This is a genomic window from Arthrobacter sp. B2a2-09, assembly GCF_027587375.1.
In the GTDB taxonomy this organism is placed as follows: Bacteria; Actinomycetota; Actinomycetes; order Actinomycetales; family Micrococcaceae; genus Arthrobacter.
This window is the reverse complement of record NZ_JAMXIC010000011.1, coordinates 96,685-119,375: the sequence shown is the minus strand read 5'-3', so window position 1 is coordinate 119,375 and position 22,691 is coordinate 96,685. Positions and strand designations below refer to the sequence as shown.

The following is a 22,691-nucleotide window of genomic DNA, read 5'->3' as shown; positions in this document are numbered from 1 at the left end:
TCAGCCCGCGCCCCGCCACACTGGCAAGGCTAGGTCTAGGTCACCCAGGGTCAGCACTGCCAGTGCTGCCCAAATGTAGGGGGTGGGATCGGAGTCTTCGCTGGTTGCCCACCGCAGCCAGGCTTCGAAGGTCGCTCCGATGAGGGCAGCGCACAGGTACTGTGCGGTGTCTTCGGGAATGCCCCGGGCTGTGAGGTAGGCGCGGGTCTGCTCACGACGGGTTCCCAAAAAATCCTGGCTTCGGCTCATCAACTCCGGGTGCTCAGCGATCAGACGAAGCCTGCCCCGGGTGACGCCGAGGTCCGGGAGAGCGGCAACGCCGGCAAGCACAGCTTCGCGGAGTCCGTCCAAAGTCTCGCGACGGGACATGGGCGGGGCCGGGGCTGACTCGAACGCGGTACCTGAGGCCGCTATGACCGGCCCCATTCCGCCCCATACCAAGTCGGCTTTGTTCGCGAAATGGCGGTACAGGCTTTTGCGTCCGACCCTCGCCTCGCCCGCAATGTCCTCCATCGAGGGCACGTCAGGGAATCAATCGGTTGAACGAGAAGAGAAAAACCAGCCGTGAAGCAGATGGACAACGTCAGTGGCCCTGAGGCTGAGCCGAGGCAGGTTCCTGTGCCGGGCCGGAGAAGGCGCGATGTTGCGCTTGCGGCAGGTGTATCCGTCGCTACCGTCTCTAATGTCATCCACTATCCGGACTTAGTCGCAGCGGGAACCCAAAAGCGGGTCCAGAGGGTCATCCAAGAACTGGCTTTTCAGCCCGGTCCGTCTCCCCGGGCACTACGGAGGCCAGGTCGAGCGTTCCTGATCCGAAGCGAGAAACTGTGTCGAATCCTGTCCCGGGCACCAAGAAGGGCACGTTGGACGGCGCCAACGATGTAGGCGCTCACACTTACTCAGATCCGGAAAATTCGGGCCTAGACTCGGAGATAATGCAGCGAGGGATCCGCCTTAGCCTCCGCGTGGGCCCAGAAGCCCTGAGTGGCATCGTGGACGCGGTCATGCCCGACAAATTCTGCTTCTGGATCTGGGTTGACGGCGGCATGGGACGACGCATGATCGATTCCCGGGATCCGTCCCTCGTCCGAGCCCAGACTAGGTGAACTCGCAAGCACAGGAGCGGAAACTGACCCATGAATGCGTCTTCCGGGGCAATCTGTCACCGGTCTTCCGCGGCGCACATTTGCCAACAGGTTCGCCCCATGTCCCCGCAGCTGGTGGCGTTAGACCCCGCTTCCCTCACTAATTGAAAATCGCCAGATAATCGATCTTCCGTCAACCCGCCCACGTCTGGACCAGCCTTTGCTCCCTGCCAACTAGGTGACTTGAGCGGTCCACGGCTGGGGTCAATGTCGGTCCGGTTGCAGAACCGCAGGAAATGAATTGTGAACGCGTCTATGACCAGCACGCAGGACATATAAGGCGGAAGCCCCCGGAACGCTTCCGCTTAATGGGTGATTACGCGCGGGTCCAATCGAGCATGCACACGGACGTGGGATACCGCGTTCCGCCAGTCGATGATTCCTCCGCCTTCGTGGCCGTTAAAGGGCCACACTTGAATCCGCTTGTCCAGGGTTGCGTAGTTGTTGAATGCCGCGTACACGGTGGAGGGGGGACACGTGATGTCCATCAACGCGGTCGAGACGTAAAGCGGGGCGCTGGCCCGGCGCACGAAGAACACGGCGTCGAAGTTGGCCAAGGTGTTCATTACTGTCATAACGGAATCGCGGTGAACCTTGAGGAAGCTAGCAACTTCGGAGTATGGCTGTTGGTCGGTGATATGAATTGCACGGGAGAAATCGCAGAGGAAGGGCACTAGTGCTGCGGTTGCGGCGACATCGGGAACGAGTCCCGCCACAGCCAGAGCGAGACCACCTCCCTGGCTATGGCCAGCGATGCTGACGCGGGCAGGATCGACCTGAGGAAGTGTCCGCGCTGCGTCGACGGCGCGTACGGCGTCAGTTATGAGGCGCCGGTAGTAGTAGTCCTCGCGATCGAGAATGCCTCGTGTCATGACACCTGGGTGTGCGGGGCCGGTGGTTCCCTCGTCGCCGGTGTTGCCGACTGACCACACGGATCCCTGTCCTCGCGTGTCCATTTGGAAGTGCGCGAATCCGCTGGATGCCCAGAGTAATGACTCCTCGGGGTATCCCCGGCCTCCGCCGTACCCGACGAATTCCACGACCGTGGGCAGGGGCTCGGTGGCTCCGTGTGGAACCCTGAGCCAGGCGGCTATCGATTGGCCTCCGAAACCCGGGAACCGTATGTCGAAGACGTCCACCGTGGTGAGGTTTGTGTCCACGGGCGTGATTTGGGGGGTCCAGTCGAACTGTCGGGCTTCCGTGATGGTCCGGTGCCAGAACGCGTCGAAATCCGGAGGTTCTGTCCCGGAACCCATGTACCTGCGTAGTTCAGTCTCGGGCAGGTCGAACAAGGCCATTGGCGTGCTCCTTCTGAAGAATGGGTCGGCGGCTAGGCCGTGATTCGGAATTGTGCCGAGAGTATCAGCGGGTCGCGGGAGTGTCGGCCGACGAGCAGGTCGAAAGCTCCTGGTTCGACGATGCGGTGGCCGTGCTGATCCACGAGGGAGCATGACCGCGCGGGAACGGACAGGTCCACTTCCACCGACTGTCCGGGCATTATCTGGACTTGGGTGAAGGATTTCAGTTCGCGTTCTGCCCAGGTCACGCTTGTCACGATGTCGGCAACGTAGACCTGGACTGTCTCGAGGGCAGGTCGGATTCCGGTGTTGGTGAGCGTGACCGTGGCCTGCACTTGCCCGTCCGCTGTGATGTTTTCCGAAAGGATGCGGAGGTTGGTGTAATCGACCGTCGTGTAGCTGAGTCCTTCGCCGAATGCGAAGAGCGGGTCCTGTGAGAGGTCTGCGTAGCGGTCTCCGTGTTGGCCGCGGATCTGGTTGTAGTAGATCGGGAGTTGGCCGGCGTGGCGTGCGAAGGAGATGGGCAGCCTACCGGTCGGTTCGATCAGTCCCAGGATGAGTTCCGCGACCGCTTGCCCGCCTTTCATGCCGGGGTTGAAGGCTTCGATGATGGCGGCGGCGTTCAGGACGGCCTGGGGCAGGACCGAGGGTTTGGACTGGATGAGGACGACGATGACGGGGACTCCGGTTTCGAGGAGGCGTTCGACTAGTTCGATCTGGCCGCCTTGGAGTTCGAGTGTCGCTGTTGATTTGGTTTCGCCGGCCAGGGCTACGGTGTCACCGATGACGGCGACGACGTAGTCGGCGTTCCGGGCGGTGTTGACGGCGTCCTGGAGCATGGCCTCGTCCGTGCCTGCCGCGAGGAACATTGGTGGCCGTGGCTGCCCGTCGGCGTACGTGGCTCCGGCGGGGTCCGGCACCAGGTGCCCGATGTTGGCTCCTCTGGCGTGGGTGACCGTCCAGTTCGCCGGTGCGACGGCACGGAATCCATCGAGGACGGTTGAAGTCAGGTGCCGTGGGTGACCGTCGGGAAGCCAATTTATTTGTCCGGAAGCGCCGGCCCAGTCGCCGAGTTGTGCATGGGGGTCGTTTGCGTTGGGGCCGATCACCGCAATGGTCATTGGGGCGCCGGTTGCTTCGGCTCTGCCTGTGTCCGAAGCGTTCAGGCCACCGTCGAGAGGGAGGGTGCCGTCGTTGCTGAGCAAGACGAGGGACCGGCGGGCCATTTCCAGGTTGATGGTGGCGTGCTCTGCGGAGCCGATGACTTTGGCCTGCTGGGTCGCGTCCGGGATGCGCGGATCCTCGAAGAGTCCGAGCTCGAATTTCAGGGTGAGCAGACGCCGGACGGCGTCGTCGATGAGGCTCTCGTCGAGATCACCCCGCTTGACGGCTTCCTGGGCTCCTTCGAAGAACTGTGGCGTTGTCATGACCAGGTCGTTGCCCGCTTCGACGGCGACGGTTGCGGCGTGGACGTGGTCTTCGCAGACTTTCTGTTCCCAGACCATGCGGCCGACGTTGTCCCAGTCGGTGACCAGGGTGCCGGTGAATCCCCACTCCTCTTTCAGGACGTCGTTGAGCAGCCACTTGTTGGCCGTCACGGGAATGCCGTCGATGGCCTGGTAGCCGAGCATGAACGTGCGGCACCCTGCTTCGACTGCTTCCTGGAACGGGGGAAGGAACCACGAGCGTAGTTTCCGGCGGCTGATGTCGGCTTCACTGGCGTCGCGGCCGCCTTGGGTTTCGGAGTAGCCGGCGAAGTGCTTCGCGGTGGCGAGGATGGCGGTGGGGTCCGTGAGTCCGTCTCCTTGGTATCCGCGGATCATCGCTTTTCCGAGGGCTCCGATGAGGTGCGGGTCTTCGCCGAACGTCTCATTGACGCGGCCCCACCGCAGGTCACGGCTGATGCAGAGCACGGGCGAGAACGTCCAGTGCAGTCCGGTGGAGGCGACCTCGACGGCGGTGGCACGGGCACCTTGTTCCACCAGGGCCGGATCCCAGGTGCTTGCCATGCCCAGCTGCGTGGGAAAGATGGTAGCTCCGGGCCAGAACGAGTGTCCGTGGATACAGTCATCGGCCATGAGCAGGGGGATCTGCAAACGGGTGGTCAGCACGAGCTTGCGCGCTTCGACGATGCGTTCGGGTGAGGCGTGAAGGAGCGATCCTGCAAGTTTTCCGAGCACCAGGTCCTCGAGGTCGCCGCGGGCGTCGAGCTGAAGCATCTGTCCCACTTTTTCCTCGAGTGTCATGCTGCTCAGGAGGTCTTCGACTCGTTCGGGGATGGGCAGTGCCGGGTTGGTGTACGGGGCGGTGCGGAGTTCGCTCTGCGGGGCGTTCATGTGGGTTCTCGTTTCTTGAGGGCTGCGCGGCAGGTTGTCAGAGCGTGAAGGTGAGTGTCCGTTGGTGGCTTTCGACATGTTCGGCGATGTCGAAGGCTTTATCGGCGGGCTTCAATCGCACGGCACTTGGGGCAGTCGCCGTCACGGTGCGTTGGTTGCCGCTTTTGCGCGTCCAATGCACGGTGATGGGCCCGTAGGGGGTGGGGACGGTGCCCTCGGCCCAGTCGAGGTTGCTTGGCGCAGGGTCAATGGTGGCGGTTGTGAATCCCGGCGATGTAGGGCCGACGCCGAGGATGTAGCGGGGGAAATGCTGTAGGGGCACGCTTCCCCACGCGTGGCAGTCGCTGCGGAGGCTGACGTTGTCTTCGGCCCAGGTGGTGAGGTTCATCTCCAGCATGTCTTCCCATGGCTTCCAGTCGATGCGGTCGTCGGCTCCTGCACGGCGCAGCGCGTCGAAGAGATCGAGTGTCGTCGCGTATGAGCAGGGGGCGAGGCCCGCGTCGGTCGTCGCGCGGCGGAGAAGGTCGGCAGCGTCGGCGCCGTCCACCGCGCCCGAGAGCACGGCCCATACCTGGGCGTGAACGCTCTGGGGACGTCCACGATCGGTGTCGCGGAAGTAGCCCGTCGCCTCGTCCCAGGCCGGACCGGAGATGATGCGGTCTGCGATGACGTCTGCCCGGGAGAGGTATTCCTGGGACAGCCCCTTCCTGTCGCAGAATCGCGCGATGGACCCTGCCACCCTTAGGGCGGCGATGTACATGAAGGTGAGGATGGTGTTGGCCCGGCGAGGTCCGAGCTCCGGAACGCCCCTGGACTGGCGCCATGCATCTGTCCAGTCGACAAAGTTCCATACCGCTCCGTCATCTTCCGGAGAGATGACGAAGCCGTCGGGAGAGAGCCGGTCAGCGAAGTACCCCAGCACCGCGTCTATCCTGCCAATAAACCGTTCGGTGAAGGATGGATCGCCGACATGGTCGACGTGGTCGGAAATCATCCTGATCCAGTAGAGCGAGAAGCCGGGGATGAATTGCGGTTCGACGCTTGGCGAGCGGCTTTCAGTCAGACCCATGGGGTCTCCTGAGGCGGCGAAGTCTTCGATGGCCCGTCTGATCAGGCGGTCGTCGGAGGACAGGTGCAGGGAGAAGAGCGCTTCCGAGCGGGTGTCCATGGCGTACTGGAGCTGTTCGTAGAAGGGACAGTCCTCGAACGTCTCATGCATGCAGTTGAGCAGCGTACGGACACTGACATCCCAAAGTCTCCGGTCGCGATCGGATGAAGAGGAAAAGGAGCCGCTGATTTCCAGGGGGTAGTGGGTTTGGGTGAGGGTCAGCGGATGGACCCGTACGGCCGCCTCGGTGGTAGTGATGCGGAGCCGAAGGTATCGGAAGGTTCTGAACCAGTAGGGGGAGTACCGTTCGGGGCGTTCCGGGGTCCCGGTGCCGGAGAGGGTGTAGCTGTCCGGGTCGCCGTACAAGTCGCCGTTAATGTGATCCGAGCGGTCACCTTTGAGCCGCAGCCAAGGAACCTCTGTTGGGGGTTGCTCATAGCACTCGGCTGCAGTGATTTCGAGACGTGCACCGCGGCCGGCCTCGACTGCTATTGCCAAGAATGCGGTCACCAGGGATCCGGCATCGAGATCGACACTGACGTCAGTGCCGGGTGGAATCTCGACGGCTTCCGCGCGTAGGAGAGCGGCCCAATCGATTGCCGGGTTCGAGGTTGTGGCGATGGCTGCGATTGGCACAGGGTCGAGCGTCAGATTCGGGATCGACCGATTCGCGAGAGTCGGCCGGGGAACAGTACTGAACGGTTCCTGGCTGTCTAGGAGTGGAGTGTGCCAAGTCGAATCGTCGAATTCGGGGTCCGTCCAGTCATGCTCGCTCGCCTCGCCGTCAACAGTTTCCTGAATACCGAGGAAGACCGTGTTGCGGCCCTGATGAAAATGACGTCCGGCTAAGGGCACGCACTTCCATGCCGTTGGGGTGGACAGATCGACATCCGCGATCGTTCCCCTGACCAGAAGGCCTGGCCTGCCCGTGCGTGGAATGGAGGCGTTCCCGAGAGCAGAGGTCGAGTAGGACAACACGTCGATTCCAATGACGTTCTCCCCAGGCGAAAGGTTGGGGGTGACATCAACCGTGTCGACGAACCACGTTGCCCCGGAGGGTTTTGCGGGCCCGGCGGCGATCAAATCGCCGTTGACGGTCAGCCGGTAGCGGGAGTCTGCGGTGATCCGCAGCAGGGCCGGGGCTTCAGTGACCGAGTCGATGCGGATTTTGGCACGAAACCGCATGGAAGAGGCCACACCGTCACAGGGTGCAGCGGCTTCCGCGGGAAGCCCGAACCAGGGACCATCCAGATCCGGGCTTGCCATGCCGTGCTCTACTTGAACCAATTCGAAACTCTTCATTGCCTACAGACTCATCACGGTGTTGTCGGTGGAGGGAGCAGTTGAAACGCGGGGGCGGCGTTCATCGACGATGAACGCCGCCCCCGCGTTTTGGCTCTACTTCAGTGCTGCGGTGAAGGCGTCCTGCATCGAGGTCAGGACTTCCGTTGGGGTCTTCTTGCCGCCAAGCATTTCCTGAATGCCGGTCAGGTGCAGGTTCTGGACCTGGGGTGAGGGCCAGTCAACGTCCGGGAACGACGCCGTCTTTCCGTCCTTGACGAAGGGGATCTCGAGCTTGTTTATATCGTTGGCCTCGACCGTGCCGTTGGGGGCTACACCGTACTTGTCGGCGTTCATGGCGCTTCCGTCCTTGCTCGCGAGGAATGCGACGAACTTTTTCGCTCCGTCGGCGTTCTTGGCCTTGGCATTGACGCCCCAGCCCACGCCCAGTCCGAAGGCAAGGCGGGTGTCGGCTGTGTTGTCGGTGGCCGGGATCGGTGCGAGCTCGATGTTCAGCGCCGGGTTGGCCTTCTTCATGGAGTTGGCCATGGTCGAGATCTGGATGGCTCCGAGTGCCCGGCCGTCAGCGACCATGGCGGTCTGGTTGTCCACCGAGGTCCCCAGGGCGTCCTTGTTGAAGCAGCCCTTGTCGAACATTTCCTTGTACTTGGTCATGGCGTCGAGCCAGTTGCTGTCCTGGAAGGTCGTTTGTTTGTTGAGCTGCTTCTGGTTGAAGTCCGGGTCCTTGGCGTAGACATCCGTGGAGACCAGCGCATAGGTGACCAGCTGAGTGACCCACTGCGTCTGTGCGCCCAGAGCGTAGGCGACCTTGCCTGCCTTCTGCGCGGCGGTGCAGAACCCCAGGACTTCGGAGTAGGTCGTGGGGATCTTCAGGCCCGCGTCCTGCAGGGCTTTGGTGTTGTAGACGCCGCCCAGGGTGTTGGCGGTGGCCACGTCCGTGAACATGTACCTCTTGCCCTGGTAGGCGGTTGCGGAGGTGGTGGAGTCGGGTTGGGTGGCTGCCCAGCTTTCGCCGGACAGGTCCGCGAGATAGCCGTTCTTGGCCAGGGTCCGCACCGCGGTGGCGTTGCCGCTGCCGGGGAAGACGTTCAGGACGTCCGTGGCGGTACCTGCGGCGAGGCGTGTGCCCATCTGCTGGTTGTAGCTATCCGTCGGGATGATCGTGTATTCGACGGTCAGGCTCGGGTTGAGTTCGTGGAACTTGTCGGCGATTGCCTTCCACTTGTCGTCCGAGCCGGACAGCCGGGCGACCGTGACCGTCCCGGGGCTGGATGCCGCCGGAGCGTTCGAGGAACATCCTGTGAGGGCGATGCCGACGGCGGCTATCGCGCCGATGGCTGTGATGACTTTCTTGTGACGCATGGTTCTCCCTTGAAGCGCGTGGGTTGAAGTGACTGGGGGATGGGTGGAGCCGGCCGGGCGGGGACGTAGGGTGCGTCGTCCGCTCAACCCTTCAGCCCTCCTGCGAAGCCCTTGATGATGCTTCGCTGCAGGAGGAAGTAGAAGATCAGGAGTGGGGTCACGCCGATGATGAGCGCGGCGAAGATGGTGCCCCATTGGTTCACGTACTGTCCTGTGAACGAGTAAATGGCGATCGGGATGGTGTTGGTTCCGCTGCCTGACAGGTACAGCAGCGGGGTGAAGAAGTCGTTCCACACCGTGATCGTGTTGAGGATGACGACGGTGCCGGTGATGGGCCGCATCAGCGGGAACACGACCTGCCAGAACACCCGGAACGGACTGCCGCCGTCGAGGGTGGCCGCTTCCTCGAAGTCAAGCGGCAGGGACCGCAGGAACTGCGTGTAGAGAAAGATCGAGAAAGGCATCTGGGCGCCGACATAGATGATGACAAGGCCCCAGATCGACCCGATGAGGTGGAGGTCACGGAAGGTGGTGTAGAGCGGGATCAGTGCCAGCAGTCCCGGGATCAGCAGCCCGCCGAGGAAGAACGCGAATGCAAGCTTGGACCACCTCCGGGTGATCCGTGCCAGGGGGTAGGCTGCGGAGGCGCTGATCACTACGATCAGGAAGACGGATACGACAGTGATGACGATGTTGTTGATCATCGCCGGACCGAGGCCTCCGCTGACCCATGCGGTGGCGAAGTTGTCGAAGGAGGGGGTGGCGACAGGGGCGAGGGACGCCGTGACACCACCGGAATTGAGTGCTGTGTTGATCAGCACGTAGACGGGGGCGGCGAAGAGGAGGGCGACGAGGATCATGACTACCTCAAGGGCGCCCGTTTTGAGGGTGTAGCGCTTCATTTGTCTTCTCCTCGGCGGAGCAGGGTGAACTGGATGAGGGAGGCAACCGCGACGAAGGCGGTCAGAACGAGGGTCAGGGCGGTGCTGTACCCGAAGAGCTGGAACTGGAAAGCGTCCTTGTAAGCGATCGTGCTGAGGCTCTCGGTCGCGCTGCCGGGCCCGCCCTGGGTCATGATCAACACCTGATCGAAAAGCTTCAGGCCGCCGATGAGGGACAGCATCAGGTTGATGGTCATCGAAGGCGCCAGCAACGGCCGGGTGATGTTCCAGAAGGTCTTGAAGGACCCGGCGCCGTCCAGGCTTGCCGCCTCGTAAACGTCCTCGGGAATGCTCTGCAGGCCCGCCAGGAAAATCACCATCGAATAGCCGGCGAACTGCCACACCACCACTGAGATGATCGCCGGCAACGCCAGCTGGGCGTTGCCCAGCCAGTCCTGGGCCAGGAAATCCAGGCCGACAGCCCGCAGTGCCGTGTTCAATGCACCGTCCGGGGCGAGGATGTATTGCCACAAGTTGGCCACAACCAGCGGCGTCACGACGGCCGGGGCGAAAAACAGCACGCGCAGCCAGTTGCGGCTCCGGATTGCGGAGTTCACTCCCAACGCCAGAAGCAGGCCGATGAAGTTCTGGACCACCATGACGCCGATGGCATACAGTGTCGTGTTCAGGATCGACGCACCGGCCGCGGAATCCTTGAACACCCGGACGAAGTTGTCGAACCCGACGAAGTCGAACTGCGGCGACAAGCCGTCCCAGTTGGTCAGGGCATAGAAGGCTCCCCGCCAGCTAGGGATCACGACGATCAGGGTGAAGACCGCCAGCGCGGGCAGAAGGAACCACCACGGCGCCCTCGCGCCGGCGCCCGCCCGCCGCCTGCGCGTTTGCGCTGGCCGCGCCCTCGGTGTCGTGGAACGTCCAGGCACCCCTGTGCGGGGGTCTGCGAGTTCACGTTGCGTCATCGCATTTCCATTCTCTTCGTCGGGGACGACTCCGCTTTTGCGGAGGTGAAACCCTATCCATCTGAATCGTTTCATCGAAGAGATGGACTACTGGGGAGGCTTTTCGCTGTCCAGAGGGTTGTCCGGTTCTGTAAAATTGAAGTAGTACGTTCTACTTTGATTGGCAGAGAAATGATCTCAAATCGTGTAGTACGTTATACACTTTCTATAGCGTAGATCACAAAGTGCTGATCTGCCAAGAGGTCCAGGCTTCAGATGCGGTAAGAAGGGATGTCCAGCATGAATGCAGCCGAAGGAGGCGCGATGAACAAGGGATCCGTCAACAAGCGACCCACGATTGTCGACGTCGCGACCCACGCAGGCGTTTCCACCGCTGCTGCATCCAAGGTGCTCCGTAATGCCTACGGTGTCAGCTCCGAGATGAAAGCGAAGGTGCAGGCTTCCATGCAGGCCCTCGGGTATCGGCCTCTGGCCTCCGCCCGGGGCATGCGTGGACGAACCCACACCGTGGCCGTGGTCGTCGCGGATCTGCACAACGAGTTTTCATCGCTTCTGGTCGAAGGCATCAGGAGAGAGTGCGAACGGCAGAAATACCGGCTGCTGGTCGCCCCCGCAGGCTCGGGCAAGAATGCCCAGGACCGGATGGTCGAAGACCTGATCGACCGGGGAATGGACGGGATCGTTCTGATTTCCCCACTTGGAACGGACTCCGAGCTGGAGACGATGGCCAGGAACATCCCGGTTGTCGTGCTCGGCCGCCACGGGGCCAGCCCGGACTTTGACTCGGTTGCCGCAGACGACTTTGCCGGTGCGAACCTTGTTGTGGATCATCTCGTATCGCTCGGGCACCGGCAGATCACCTATGTCAATCACACGACGGAAGGAACGAATGACGCACGGCTCCCTGAGGAAGTGCGCGTGCGCGGGTATGTTGACGCGATGATCCGTCACGGACTCGGCGACGCGATCGACATCATTCAGTCGCAATGGAGCCAGGAGGGCGGCGAACAATCGGGACGGTTGATCCTGTCCCGAGCAAAAAGGCCCACGGCGGTCTTCGCCGGCTGCGACGTAGCCGCCTTCGGAGTCCTGACAACCATGTGGAACGCAGGCATCCGTGTTCCCGAGGAACTCTCGGTGGCCGGCTTCGACAACATCTTCACCACTTCGCTCGCGCCAATCTCGATCACCACAATCGACCAGTCAGGCCTCGACATGGGCGCAGCCGCAGGACGCCTTCTCTTGGAACGCATCGGCGGCCGTACCGAGGCAGTAAGCAGCGTGGTGCGGCCAACCCTTGTGGCACGAAAAACAACCGCCGCGCCCATGCAGTCGTCGAACGAATTCCCGCCCGCTCACGGAGCCACGACTGTCTCTACGGAGATGTAGCCGGATGGAGCGCTGCCCTGCGAGCCGGCGGCCTTGAGGATGACCTGATGGTGGAGGGGGATTGGGGCACGGGCAGCGGTCTTCATTCACGTCGTCGTGCCCCTCAACAGTGCCTGGGCGCTCCGCGTTAGTGATGTTGGGCGGTGCGTCCGTCGGGGCGGCGCACGAGGAGCCCTTCAGCCTGGACGTGGAACCGGACCATGCGGCCTGCGCCAACGACGTCGCCGTCCACTTGCACCGGTTGGGGTGCGTCGGTGAGGACCTCGATGACCCGTCCCTGGAACCGCGGCATGGACCGGTGGCGGCCGCGGCTGCGCGTGACGACGGACCAGGCGGCGCGCGCCCAGTCGGTGACGTTCCGCTGTAGGAGGGCTACGCCGTCGAGGAGGCCGTCGTCGGGTATGGCCCCGGGCATCAGCCTCAGTCCCATCGTCAGCGACCCGCAATTGCCAACGATCACGCCATGCGATTCCCTCCTGCGCCGGGTCGAGCCGTCGACGCAGATCGTGGTGAATGCCATCTTCTCCTGGGTCGCGCGTGCCCCGGAGAGCAGATACGCGGCCGGTCCCAGCCCGGACTTCATGGTGTCGTCGGCTCCGCCCACTGTGGCTGCGTCGAATCCGGCTCCGGCCATCACAAGGAAGACGAAGCCTTGGACTTCGTTGCCGTTTCCGGTGCGGTCCAGCTCGAGCCGGCCCACGTCCATCGGGTGGTCCTTGCTGTTGCAGGCGATCTGCACTGCGGCCGTGATGTTCTTCCGGGGAATGCCGAGGTTTCGGGCGAGCAGGTTGCCCGTACCGATCGGCAGCAGGGCGATGGGAATGTCCGATCCGGCGAGTTCCTGCGCGACAGTACGTATGGTGCCGTCACCGCCGGCAACGAGCACTACGTCGACGCCGGCTCGCACTGCCCAGCGCGCCTCTTTCGCCCCGCGGGACTCCGCCGTCGTCTGCAGCCAAAAAGGGGCCGTCCACCCGTGCGAGACAAAAGTGCTCTCAACCTCTGTCTGGAACCTCTCCATGGCCCGCGGTGTGGAGAATTTCGACGTGTTCACAACGATGGCGGCCTGGCTGACCAGGAGGCTTTGCGGTGGCTCCGCCGCAAGGAGGCCCTGCCGGGGGACGGATGCGTGGAGGAGGTCTGTCATGATTCAAGCCTCGCGGACGGGCAGTCCTGTGCCATCGTGCAGGTGGATCGATCACTCTACTGCGGATGCAGTAGAGTGTCCCAGTTTGCTGGGCACGCTGTTCGCGGGCATGGAAGCGGGCCGCCGCCTGCCGGCAACGGCCCGCTTCAGGTTTTTCCTACATGTATCGACCTAGCCGACGGCGACGGGGACTTCCTCGTTTTCCTTTTGTGGCCCGGCATCGAGGGCGTGTCCCTCAGTGTCGATGTTCGGGACGATGCGGTCGAGCCATTTCGGAAGCCACCAGGCGGACTTGCCTAGCAGGCTCAGCAGCGCCGGCATGAGGACGAGACGGACGATGAAGGCGTCAGCCATTACGCCGACCATGAGACCGAACGCGATGGACGCGCCGACGGCGAAGGTGCCCGTGGCGAATCCCGCGAAAACGACGGTCATGATCGCGGCGGCGGCCACGAGCACGGGTCCGGATCGGGCGAATCCGTCCCTGATCGCCTGTTTGGGTGACATGCCCTTGTCATGCATTTCCTTGATCCGGGACACCAGGAATACCTGGTAGTCCATGGCGAGTCCGAACAGCACACCGACCAGCAGGAGGGGAAGCAGGCTGAGCATAGGGTCGCCCTGCGGGGCGGCAATGAGGGGATCGAGCCAACCCCACTGGAACACGGCAGTGCTTGCGCCGAACGACGCTCCGACGGAGAGGAGGTAGCCGAGGGTTGCTATGACGGGAATGAGGAGGGAACGGAACATCAGCACCATCAGCACCATTGAGATCACGACGATCACGATGATGTATTTGATCAGCGCGTTCATGAGCGCCGTATCTTGGTCGATGCCGATTGCCGTCTCGCCGGTCACCTCGAGGTGGACGCCTGCCGTGGAATCAGCCTCAGCCCGGATGCGGTGGACCAGGTCCTTGGTCTGCTGGTCGATGGGGCCGTCGTGGGGTATCACGATGATGCGGGCCATGGTCCCGTCCGTGGAGACTTCAGCGGGCACGACCTGCTGAACCCCGTCCATGCCGGCAATGTCCTTCTCGATGGCCGCCGTCGTGGGGGCACTGCCAGTACCGTTAGCGAGAACCATGAGGGGGCTTTGAATGCCACCGAACTTGTCGACGATGAGGTTGTAGGCGGTGCGTTCAGTGGATCCGGGATCCGCGCCGCCGGGAACGTTGAACGCCGTCTTCATGCTCAACATCGGCAGCGCGACAACGACCAGGATGACGACTCCGGCAAGAATCGACACAATCGGCCGGTTGACAACGAAGCTTCCCCATCCGCGGAGGATCCCGCGCTTTTGAGCGGCGCCCTCCGTCCAGAGCTTCCCGGAGGCGAGTTCCTTCCGGTGCTTCTTGGACAGTGCCCTGGTGCCAAGGGTGCGCATTAGCGCGGGCAGGAGCGTCAGGGCCAGGAGCACGGACACGAACACGCCGAACGCAGCCGCGATTCCCATCTCGGTGATGAAGCTGAGGTTCGCGACCAGAAGGGCGACCAGGGCGATGATCACGGTGAGGCCGGCAAAGACGACGGCGGTGCCGGCCGTGCCAGTGGCCCGGGCTACGGCATCTTCGACACGCTTGCCCCCGCGAAGCTCTGTTCGGAAGCGGGAAAGGATGAACAGGCTGTAGTCGATGCCGACCGCCAGTCCGAGCATCGAGGCGAGAATGATGGAGTTCTCTCCGATGGGCGTGAGGGACCCATAGGCGAGGATGCCGACAAGGCCCACTCCAACCCCGAACACCGCGATGAGCAGGTTGACCCCGGCTGCCAGCAGAGACCCGAAGGTGAGCACCAACACGAGGAAAGCGATGACCACGCCGGCCCCCTCGCCGATGCCGGGAGCCGGGGCGCCCAGGGGAACGAGGTTGCCCCCGAGCTCGACGCCGAGATTTGACGGGGCCCCGGTGCGCACCTTCATGGCCGCGTCATAGGAGGAAACCTTCTGGTCTTTCGACAGTTCCCCGAAGGACAAGGTCGCGACAGCGACACTGTGATCTTTGGAGATGTAGGGCCGTGCCGGGTCGAACGGGTCACTCACCCTCTCGACACCGGGAAGGGATTTGGCGTCGTTGAGCACGGCGGCGATCTGTCCCGCGACGGCGGGGTCGGAGACGTTGCCGCCTTCGGGCTGGAAGACCAGTTGGAGCGTTCCGCCGGAGGCCGCCCCCGCGGAGGGGAACTCTGTCTTCATCCGATCGAGCGCTCGCGAAGCCGGAGAATCAGGGACGGAGCTGGACGCTGAACCGGACGGGCCGTTGGCGCTGCCGACGACCAGGGTGGCAACGAGGACGGCGAAAATCACCAGCCATGCCCCGATCACCACCAATCGATGTCGGGCGCTGAACCGACCGACGTGTGCAAGAAACGCGGACATGAAGACTCCTCAGATATACGGAAAATGTTCACTTCCGATGTTTCCTGCCACGGGAGCTGTGCGAATCATCTAACGGGATCGCCTTGCCTACTGCGTATGCAGTAGGCCACGGGGGCAGTCTCACGCCGGACCGGGTCGCCGCCGCCGGGCGCCTATCATGAAGGCCGCCCGGTGGACCGACGTGATGTGGTCCGTTGCGGCGCAGGAAGAGTCAGGGAGTGAATGATAATCGTGAGATGACATCAAGCAGCGCCCCGTTGGCATCGCCGAGATTGGCGTGGTTTCTCCGCGGCCAATTCCTCAACCGAGTGGTTCTGATTCTGAGCTGGGCGGCTGTTGTAACGGAGTTCTTCGTGTTGGGGCTCTCCGGTGAACCGCTGCTCGGTTACACCGGAGTGTTTCTGGTGGCGGCAGGCCTCATCCTGGGCCGATTCCAGCGCGTGCTCGGATTGCTCGTCGTTACGTTCGGCTCGGTTGCGGCAGCGCTCCTCGCGACCGAGTTCGTGGCGATGTGGTCGGTCGTCGTCTTTACGTTGTTCTCGGTGACCGTTCGCGGTGCCCGCGCCATTCTCGCGCTGCTGATGGCCGGTGTCCCTGTCTACTTCTCGCTCGTGATACGGGAGCATTGGAATTTCCAGGCATCTGTGGCCCTGGTGGCTTCGGCATGCTGCGCCGTAGGTGCGGCCGTCGGAAACGCTGTGCGCGCGCAACAGGATTACCTTGAATCCATGAAACAACGCGCGCTCGACGCCGAAGCCGCAGCTGACCTTGCAGTTGAACGCGGAATCACGCAGGAGCGGGTACGTATTGCCCGTGACCTCCATGACGTCGTGGGCCATGAGGTCGCCGTGCTCGGGATGAATCTTGGCGTCGCGGAAGTAAGCCTTCCCGCCGGAGACTCGGCTGCCCGCACGGCGCTGGAATCTGCCCGTGCCAGTGTGCGCAGGGTGCTGCACGAGACGCAGCTGATCCTCGCCGTGCTGCGCCGCGGTGTCGATGACGACGATCCGGTCCGCCCGACTCCTGATATTGCGCAGATCCCGGCACTTATCGAAACATTCCGAGCAGCAGGGGTTTCCGTGAATTTCGTCATCGACGGAGACACCGACGGGCTGGATCCCACCGTGGGCCTGGCTGCCTTCCGGATCGTGCAGGAGGCGCTGACAAACGCGCAGCGGCACGGCCGGGGACAGGTGGAACTGGCGATCGGCTGCGCCGACGGTCACCTGAGCATTGTGGCGGCCAACGATTATGCGGGGATCAGGAAAAGCAGCGGTGAAGGCGGCGGATATGGTCTGATAGGCATCCGTGAGCGCGCGCGCTCGGCCGGCGGCCGTGTAGAGGTCGACGATGATGGCCGCAGGTTCCGCGTCGCGGCCATTTTGCGGACCGACGGAGGGATGATTCAATGATCCGTGTACTGATCGTCGATGACCAGGAAATGATCCGGGTTGGCCTGCGTGCGATTTTGGAGACCCAGGCCAACATCACCGTGGTGGGCGAGGCCGGGGATGGACTAGAGGCCGTCCGGCTTCTCAGGGGTCTGGCCGCGGACGTGGTCTTGATGGACATCCGCATGCCCGGTGTCGACGGCGTGGAGGCGACCCGCCGGATCCGGCAAACCATCCCGGCCGAACGTGTCCGCATCATCATCCTGACAACCTTCGATCACGACGAAACCGTCTTTGCCGCGCTGCGGGCCGGAGCTAACGGCTTCCTCAGCAAGGGGGTAGGACCTGCCGAACTCGCGGCCGGCATCGAGGAGGTCGCGGCCGGAGGCGGCGCTCTCTCTGCCACTGCCGCCGCAGCGCTGATCGACCGGGTCGCCGAAGAGCGGCAGGCCGACGTCGACCCGGCACTGGCGGACCTGTTCTCCACCCTCACGCCCAAAGAGCACGACGTCGTCATCGCTATTGCCACAGGGCTGAGCAATCAACAGATCGCCGAAACCATGTTTATCTCGCCCTATACCGTCAAGACCCACGCCAACCGGGCCATGGCGAAGGTGGGGGCCAGAGACCGCGCCCAGCTGGTCGCCTACGCATACCGTGCGGGTCTTGGCTCCTGACCCAACTGCTCTCTGGCCGATCCATTGCGGCAGTAAATGGGCCAGTCCGGCTGGACGACGCAGGCAGATCCCATTGATTGGAGGATAAGAGGGTACCTTTCCGGCCGCAGCAGCGGAGGGACTCCCATCGTCTCCAGGATGACTATGTCACAGCGATCCGACCCCCTTATCCGCATGATTGAGCCGGCGGGTGAGCTGCGTCAGCTCCGTCGCCATCTTGGTTCCTCCGCCGCCGGACTCGGCGCGGCCGAGGCCCTCCGCCGGAAAGGCTTCGACGGCCGCATCCACAAGGCTTTCCTGCGACCGGAGACCCAGGGTTTGGCCGATGAAACTGAGGACACCGGCGGGGGTCTTGACGGTGAGCGTTTCCATGATCCTTCTGCTTCAGTGGCGGCTCCAGCCGTGGCCGTTACGTTTCCGCGTCGTTCTGATAGGGGGACCGCTGCTGGGCATGAGGGGCGGAGTGCAACTTGGGGAACCGGGAGCAGTCCAAAAGTTCGCGAGGAAATAAGCGACGCAGGAGCGCCGATGGAAGTTTTGGATTGGGACCGGCGCAAAGCGCCCTGGTTGCGCGGAGGACCCGCCCAGCGATGATCGAGCATCAGAATGACAAACAGCGAAGATTCTTCTGGTCATTCATGGGCATTCGGGTGCAGCCCTGCATGACCCGCATCCGTTCGATGGATTTTGGCGACGAAGCGGCCGACGTCGAGGAGAAGGCCCTGAGTCTCTCGACTCAGCAGTTTCTTCGAACGTTCGAGTCGTGCCCATTCCTGGGGGTTGATGTCGGCACCGTTGCTTCCGCTTTTGGTGGGTCTTGCCAAAGAGCGAGAGGGAGAAGGGCAGAAGACGGGATTGGAAGGGCCACCTATTGGTAGCAAACCCCAGGAATGTCAGGATTTACAGCCCCGAATGTGCCGTCGCGGGCACGATGAGATCATTTGTGGCCGATTTTCAGCCATCGTCCGCCGATGTCGGCGCCGTTCTACTGCGGCGCCGGTACCTAGCGGTGCCCCACCATCGACCACTTGGGACTTTCTGGCGGCGGATTTTGCCCTAAGTCTAGAGAGGAAGCGGCGGTCTGGATGACATCTAAGGTTTCAGCCGCGAGGACAACCACGAGTTGAAGTCGCTTCGGCTGATCCGCAGATGTCGCCCGATTCGGTAGGCGCGGGGGCCGACGTGCTTGTCCCGCCACTGGTAGAACTTCTGCGCAGGAATCTGCAACTGGGTGCAGCTGTCTTTCGGGGTCAGCCATTGTTCTTCGGCAGCTTCGACCGTGCTGCTGCGTTCTGACGTCATGGTCATCCGAATCTCCGTCGTGTCCGCGGTTTGATCGCTGGCGGAAGCGCCAGCCGTGTTCCTAGTTCATGGGAGCGGAAGAACCGGGCGGCATGACGGTGGGGCGGAAGCTCGCCGCCAGGTCATCGACGCGACCTAGCACTTGGTCGGGGGGTGCCCGAAACCTCCGAATGAGCACTGATCCCCGATCGGCCCGACGCAGGAAATTGAGATGTCGGCGAATGGTCGACGACGATGCCCGGAACGCGGTTGAAATTTCGGCTGTCAGGTGGCTGGTTCAGGGCCTCGGGGTGCTCAACCCGAGTTCGCACACCGGAAACCCGAACAGGCCGACCGGGTCTTGATACAGGTCATTGGCGTCTCGGCCTCGCGATCGCCAAGAAGACCGGCCGTGCCGAGCCGTCTGTTGAGTCTGGGGATCCCTGACCGCCGAGTCTGATGTGGCTTTCGGTCGGCCCGTGGCCGCGGCGATCCGCCCACCGTTTACCCGCCGGAAACAACGCAGAGTAACGAAAAATGATGAGCACGCACAGCGCCCGATTGGGCCGTGTCCCCCGGAATCTAGGCATTTTTGACATCCACCGAATACTGATGAAAGGCGGCAAATCATAATCCTTCCTTCTGCACTTCAAGATCGTTGAACTTGACTGGATAAACGAGCTGCAAGGCGCCTGGCTGTGGAACACGCCGTGTGTTCCCGGTCCTCCGCCGGTCGAGCAGCCTGACCTTTTCGGATCGGATTCCAGGTATCCCGAATCGTCTCCGTAACGATGCTGACACTATTCAGCGGCTTCGAGCGCACAGAGCTGAAATGGCGGTGTCTTGACCACTACGCAGGAAGAAGACGAGGCCCACCGGCATCCTCAAGCTGCAACCCCCAACGCTGAGGATCCTGATGAGCTCCTTTGACAGACAGAGTGTTACAACGCGGCGCTTCGATTGACACCGATCATTGAACGGCCCCGCTTGTGCTAGCGGGGCCGTTCGGCCACGAATTCAGGTATTCAGGTATTTATGCTGCGCGGTTCCGGGCCGGGAAACAGTGTCGTGGGCTCACGAACGACATCAGGGCTTCGCGTTCTATCGAGACGTTTCTCCGGCAGCTTGGAACGGGAACGGACTGTCTCTCCATCCTGCGGAACGGGAACAGGCGCAGAAGGCGGGGCGGTCGTCGCGGGCGGGGCGTTGTTCTCTCTTAGCGGGTGTCTCCCGCTCTCGTTGGATGGCTGTCAGCGATTGGAGGAGTTCGTCGTAGACGATCGCCGGTTCTTTGACGTCCAAGCCAAGGTATCTGGGCAGGTTCGCCGTGAACTCGTGGAAGGTTTCGTTCCGCGTGACGCCATTCCTGGGGGCACGCGGTAGACAAGATAGGTCGCGCGGCTTTCGTCACAGGGCGGATCCGGGCAAAAGGCGCAAGGCGACCGAGGGGCGCCGGCTCCCGCGAGTCAAAGGGAGACGGCGGACGATCGGGGCCAGCGGGTGTCAAAGCGTAGGGTCGTTTGCGGTGGTCCACTGGGAACGACCGAAGACAAGATACTCGTTGCCAGATCGCGGTCAGCCACTCGTACGATTCTCGGTCGCCTTCGCGATCCGAGTAGGTTGCCAGCGTGGCGACCATCCATCGGTGGCGTGGCCCCAGTGCGTCACGCTTCCTTCTCCTTTGCACACTCTTGGGCTTCCCGGCTCTTCGTGACCTCCAGTTGGCGTGGCCAAGGTTCACGTGGGCTCCCTCGCCTCGGATCCGAGTGATCTCAGTCTGAGGGTCCGGCTTTCGCAGAGCACTCCAGGAATTCCGGCTCGTTAGACGCTCGGCAGCATCTGGCCCGTCTGAGAGCGTGTCTGTGCGTCAAGCCATGCCTCTACATCGCTGGCGCGATAGCGGACGCCGCTGCCTAATTTCACGAATTTAGGGCCCATCCCTCGGTAGCGCCATTGCGCCAATGCGGGCGCCGTCTTGTGAAGCTTGGCTGCCAGCTCTGCCGGGGTCAGCAGTTCCGATTCCATGAAGCCTCATTCCCTTCCGTGAACGCCTCGTCATATTAGATGCAAAGTTGCTAATTACGCTTGTTATCTATATAGCGTGTATCGTTTCTTATATGGTACATAGCGGAGAGCGGCTGCGAGGACATGACATTGGCCCAACCGGCAAGACCGTCGCTCGGAACCTGAAGCGTTTGCGGGGGAATGTCACCCTGCGGGAGCTTCAGCAAAGGCTTAGGGGCGTCGGGCACGAAATTTCCGCGAGCGGAATACAGAAGATCGAGGCCGGCGTTAGGCGGGTTGATGTTGATGATCTCGTGGCCCTGGCGGTAGTCCTCGGCGTGAACCCAAATGCACTGTTGTTTCCCAACTCGCTCGACGAGCCGGTGGCCGTCACCGGAGCTGACCCGGCTGACCTGGTACGGGTTTGGGAATGGGCGGATGGCATAACACCGATCGAAGGCGACTTGGGCAGTGATGACTACGTACGGGGGCTACGCCCCGACTTCATCCCGGCAGGGAATACGAAAGCTGGTCCCGTGACATTCGAAGACCTCAATTTACGAGTGGACGAGCTCAGCGCAATTATCAAGTCTCTGGTTGATCAGAGCGCAGCGAAAGAACAATCCGGCGATGGCAACAATCGAACCCTATGAGACGCGGGCCGGGCGCCGGTATCAGGTTCGCTACCGGAAACCTGACCGGGTACAGACCAAGAAACGTGGATTCAGGACAAAGAGGGACGCCGAGCTATTCCTCGCCAGCGTTGAGGTATCCAAGGCCCGCGGGGAGTTCATAGATGCGGCAGCCGCAAAGGCCCTGATCGGTCCGCTTGGGGAAGCGTGGTTGTCGCGGCAGACCCATTTGAAGCCATCTTCATTGCGCCCCGTGGAGTCGGCTTGGTGTAATCATGTGCTGCCGGTGTGGGGCGGTGCGGCAGTCTCTGATATCCGAAAGACAGATGTGCAGCAATGGATCTCAGCTTTGACGAAGGGGGATCAGAGCGCGGTCCCGCCGCGGAAACCGAAGGGGGCAACGCTTGTAATCCGCGCTTACGGAGTCTTGGCGGCCATTCTGGATGACGCCGTGAGCGACCGTCGAACATTGAGTAATCCAGCACGGGGCGTAACCTTGCCGCGCAAGATCAAGAAGCCGCACGTCTACCTGAGTCACGAGCAAGTGCATGCACTCGCCGCAGCCAGTAAATATCCGACACTGGTTCTCGTGCTTGCCTACTGCGGGTTGCGGTGGGGAGAGGCGACTGGACTGCGAGTCAAGCATTTGGACATGTTGCGGCGGCGATTCGTGATTGAGGAAAACGCGGTTCAGGTCGGTTCGGTGATCGAAGTAGGTACGCCAAAGAACCACAAGAAACGAACCGTGCCGTTCCCGCGATTCCTCGCTGAGCCGCTGGCACAGCAGTGTGAGAACAAGGACAGAAATGATCTCGTGTTTCCCGGCGAGAATGGCCATCACCTCCGCCTCGCACGCGTGCACGACGACAACATGAGCTGGTTCGCGGGGGCCGTGAAGAGAGCAGGAGTGCCACGAATCACGCCTCACGATCTCAGGCATTCCGCCGCGAGCTTTGCTGTATCAGCCGGCGCGAACGTCAAAGCGGTTCAGAGAATGCTGGGTCACAGCTCGGCAGCCATGACCCTAGACATCTATGCGGACCTGTTTGACGGGGACCTGGACAGCGTCTCGGACGCCCTGGACCTTGCAGTGTCTCAGGCAAATGTGCCCAAAATGTGCCCAAAACCCTGATTGCGGCAAAGCAAAAGGCCCCCGATCCCTTGTAAACAAAGGGAATCAGGGGCCTTTCAAGTGGCGGTGACGGTGGGATTTGAACCCACGTTGGCTTTTACACCAAACAACATTTCGAGTGTTGCACCTTCGGCCGCTCGGACACGTCACCAACTGAAATAGGGTACCGGAGTGGAGGCCTGTTCCCCAAAACGGCCCCGCCGGGCCCACCGAAGACGGCAGCCCTCCTGAGGTGTATCCCTTCCCCAAA

18 protein-coding genes, 1 tRNA gene and 1 pseudogene are annotated in these 22,691 nt (G+C 62.3%); 7 read left to right on the top strand and 13 right to left on the bottom strand.

Annotated elements, in window-relative coordinates; all coding sequences use genetic code 11:
- Complete coding sequence (locus NFJ07_RS13675) at positions 1-513, bottom strand: TetR/AcrR family transcriptional regulator (protein ID WP_269995154.1); 513 nt, start codon at positions 511-513, stop codon at positions 1-3.
- A 60-nt stretch (positions 514-573) separates the two neighbouring features.
- On the opposite strand from NFJ07_RS13675, the gene NFJ07_RS13670 reads away from it, so the two are divergent.
- Positions 574-885, top strand: a complete 312-nt coding sequence (locus NFJ07_RS13670) for a LacI family DNA-binding transcriptional regulator (RefSeq protein WP_269995152.1) — start codon at positions 574-576, stop codon at positions 883-885.
- Positions 886-1,450: 565 nt separating this feature from the next.
- Here NFJ07_RS13670 and NFJ07_RS13665 read toward each other — a convergent pair.
- The 6 genes from NFJ07_RS13665 to NFJ07_RS13640 form a co-directional block, all read right to left on the bottom strand.
- A complete protein-coding gene (locus NFJ07_RS13665) occupies positions 1,451-2,443 on the bottom strand; it encodes an acetylxylan esterase (RefSeq protein WP_269995103.1) in 993 nt (330 codons plus the stop codon).
- Between the two features lie 32 nt (positions 2,444-2,475).
- Entirely contained in the window at positions 2,476-4,779 is a 2,304-nt protein-coding gene (locus NFJ07_RS13660) for a glycoside hydrolase family 3 N-terminal domain-containing protein (protein WP_269995102.1), read from the bottom strand.
- Positions 4,780-4,816: 37 nt separating this feature from the next.
- Positions 4,817-7,189, bottom strand: a complete 2,373-nt coding sequence (locus tag NFJ07_RS13655; RefSeq protein WP_269995100.1) for an alpha-L-rhamnosidase-related protein — start codon at positions 7,187-7,189, stop codon at positions 4,817-4,819.
- 96 nt (positions 7,190-7,285) lie between these two features.
- Positions 7,286-8,551: an ABC transporter substrate-binding protein gene (locus tag NFJ07_RS13650; protein WP_269995099.1), complete on the bottom strand. Its 1,266-nt coding sequence runs from the start codon at positions 8,549-8,551 to the stop codon at positions 7,286-7,288.
- 83 nt (positions 8,552-8,634) lie between these two features.
- Positions 8,635-9,453: a carbohydrate ABC transporter permease gene (locus NFJ07_RS13645; protein WP_269995098.1), complete on the bottom strand. Its 819-nt coding sequence runs from the start codon at positions 9,451-9,453 to the stop codon at positions 8,635-8,637.
- A complete protein-coding gene (locus NFJ07_RS13640) occupies positions 9,450-10,412 on the bottom strand; it encodes a carbohydrate ABC transporter permease (RefSeq protein ID WP_269995096.1) in 963 nt (320 codons plus the stop codon). Before NFJ07_RS13640 ends, NFJ07_RS13645 begins: the two co-directional genes overlap by 4 nt.
- 303 nt (positions 10,413-10,715) lie before the next feature.
- On the opposite strand from NFJ07_RS13640, the gene NFJ07_RS13635 reads away from it, so the two are divergent.
- Complete coding sequence (locus tag NFJ07_RS13635) at positions 10,716-11,801, top strand: LacI family DNA-binding transcriptional regulator (protein WP_269995094.1); 1,086 nt, start codon at positions 10,716-10,718, stop codon at positions 11,799-11,801.
- Between the two features lie 127 nt (positions 11,802-11,928).
- On the opposite strand, the gene NFJ07_RS13630 is transcribed toward NFJ07_RS13635, so the two are convergent.
- Both NFJ07_RS13630 and NFJ07_RS13625 read right to left on the bottom strand, forming a co-directional pair.
- Entirely contained in the window at positions 11,929-12,948 is a 1,020-nt protein-coding gene (locus NFJ07_RS13630) for a diacylglycerol/lipid kinase family protein (RefSeq protein WP_269995092.1), read from the bottom strand.
- Between the two features lie 171 nt (positions 12,949-13,119).
- Positions 13,120-15,324 carry an MMPL family transporter gene (locus tag NFJ07_RS13625; RefSeq protein ID WP_269995090.1) on the bottom strand — a complete coding sequence of 735 codons (2,205 nt, stop codon included), beginning with the start codon at positions 15,322-15,324 and terminating at the stop codon, positions 13,120-13,122.
- A gap of 236 nt (positions 15,325-15,560) precedes the next feature.
- On the opposite strand from NFJ07_RS13625, the gene NFJ07_RS13620 reads away from it, so the two are divergent.
- Together NFJ07_RS13620 and NFJ07_RS13615 are read left to right on the top strand one after the other, a co-directional pair.
- Positions 15,561-16,736: a sensor histidine kinase gene (locus NFJ07_RS13620; protein ID WP_269995088.1), complete on the top strand. Its 1,176-nt coding sequence runs from the start codon at positions 15,561-15,563 to the stop codon at positions 16,734-16,736.
- Positions 16,733-17,392: a response regulator transcription factor gene (locus tag NFJ07_RS13615; RefSeq protein ID WP_269995087.1), complete on the top strand. Its 660-nt coding sequence runs from the start codon at positions 16,733-16,735 to the stop codon at positions 17,390-17,392. The genes NFJ07_RS13620 and NFJ07_RS13615 overlap by 4 nt, the downstream gene beginning before the upstream one ends.
- A gap of 147 nt (positions 17,393-17,539) precedes the next feature.
- Here NFJ07_RS13615 and NFJ07_RS13610 read toward each other — a convergent pair whose 3' ends face one another.
- The 3 genes from NFJ07_RS13610 to NFJ07_RS13600 all read right to left on the bottom strand — a co-directional run bounded on the left by NFJ07_RS13610 (position 17,540) and on the right by NFJ07_RS13600 (position 20,698).
- A complete protein-coding gene (locus NFJ07_RS13610; protein WP_269995086.1) occupies positions 17,540-17,764 on the bottom strand; it encodes a hypothetical protein in 225 nt (74 codons plus the stop codon).
- A 720-nt stretch (positions 17,765-18,484) separates the two neighbouring features.
- The gene (locus NFJ07_RS13605) at positions 18,485-18,700 is read right to left on the bottom strand and encodes a helix-turn-helix domain-containing protein (RefSeq protein WP_269995085.1); all 216 of its coding nucleotides are present in this window, start codon (positions 18,698-18,700) and stop codon (positions 18,485-18,487) included.
- A 1,794-nt stretch (positions 18,701-20,494) separates the two neighbouring features.
- Complete coding sequence (locus tag NFJ07_RS13600) at positions 20,495-20,698, bottom strand: helix-turn-helix transcriptional regulator (protein ID WP_269995084.1); 204 nt, start codon at positions 20,696-20,698, stop codon at positions 20,495-20,497.
- A gap of 47 nt (positions 20,699-20,745) precedes the next feature.
- On the opposite strand from NFJ07_RS13600, the gene NFJ07_RS13595 reads away from it, so the two are divergent.
- From NFJ07_RS13595 to NFJ07_RS13585, 3 genes and pseudogenes are all read left to right on the top strand, one after another.
- Entirely contained in the window at positions 20,746-21,330 is a 585-nt protein-coding gene (locus NFJ07_RS13595) for a helix-turn-helix domain-containing protein (protein ID WP_269995083.1), read from the top strand.
- A pseudogene (locus NFJ07_RS13590) lies at positions 21,308-21,436 on the top strand (Arm DNA-binding domain-containing protein); the annotation flags it as partial. The gene NFJ07_RS13595 and the pseudogene NFJ07_RS13590, both read left to right, overlap by 23 nt.
- A gap of 300 nt (positions 21,437-21,736) precedes the next feature.
- A complete protein-coding gene (locus NFJ07_RS13585; RefSeq protein ID WP_269995149.1) occupies positions 21,737-22,441 on the top strand; it encodes a tyrosine-type recombinase/integrase in 705 nt (234 codons plus the stop codon).
- Between the two features lie 61 nt (positions 22,442-22,502).
- On the opposite strand, the gene NFJ07_RS13580 is transcribed toward NFJ07_RS13585, so the two are convergent.
- Positions 22,503-22,592, bottom strand: a tRNA-Ser gene (locus NFJ07_RS13580).
- Positions 22,593-22,691: the final 99 nt, after the last annotated feature.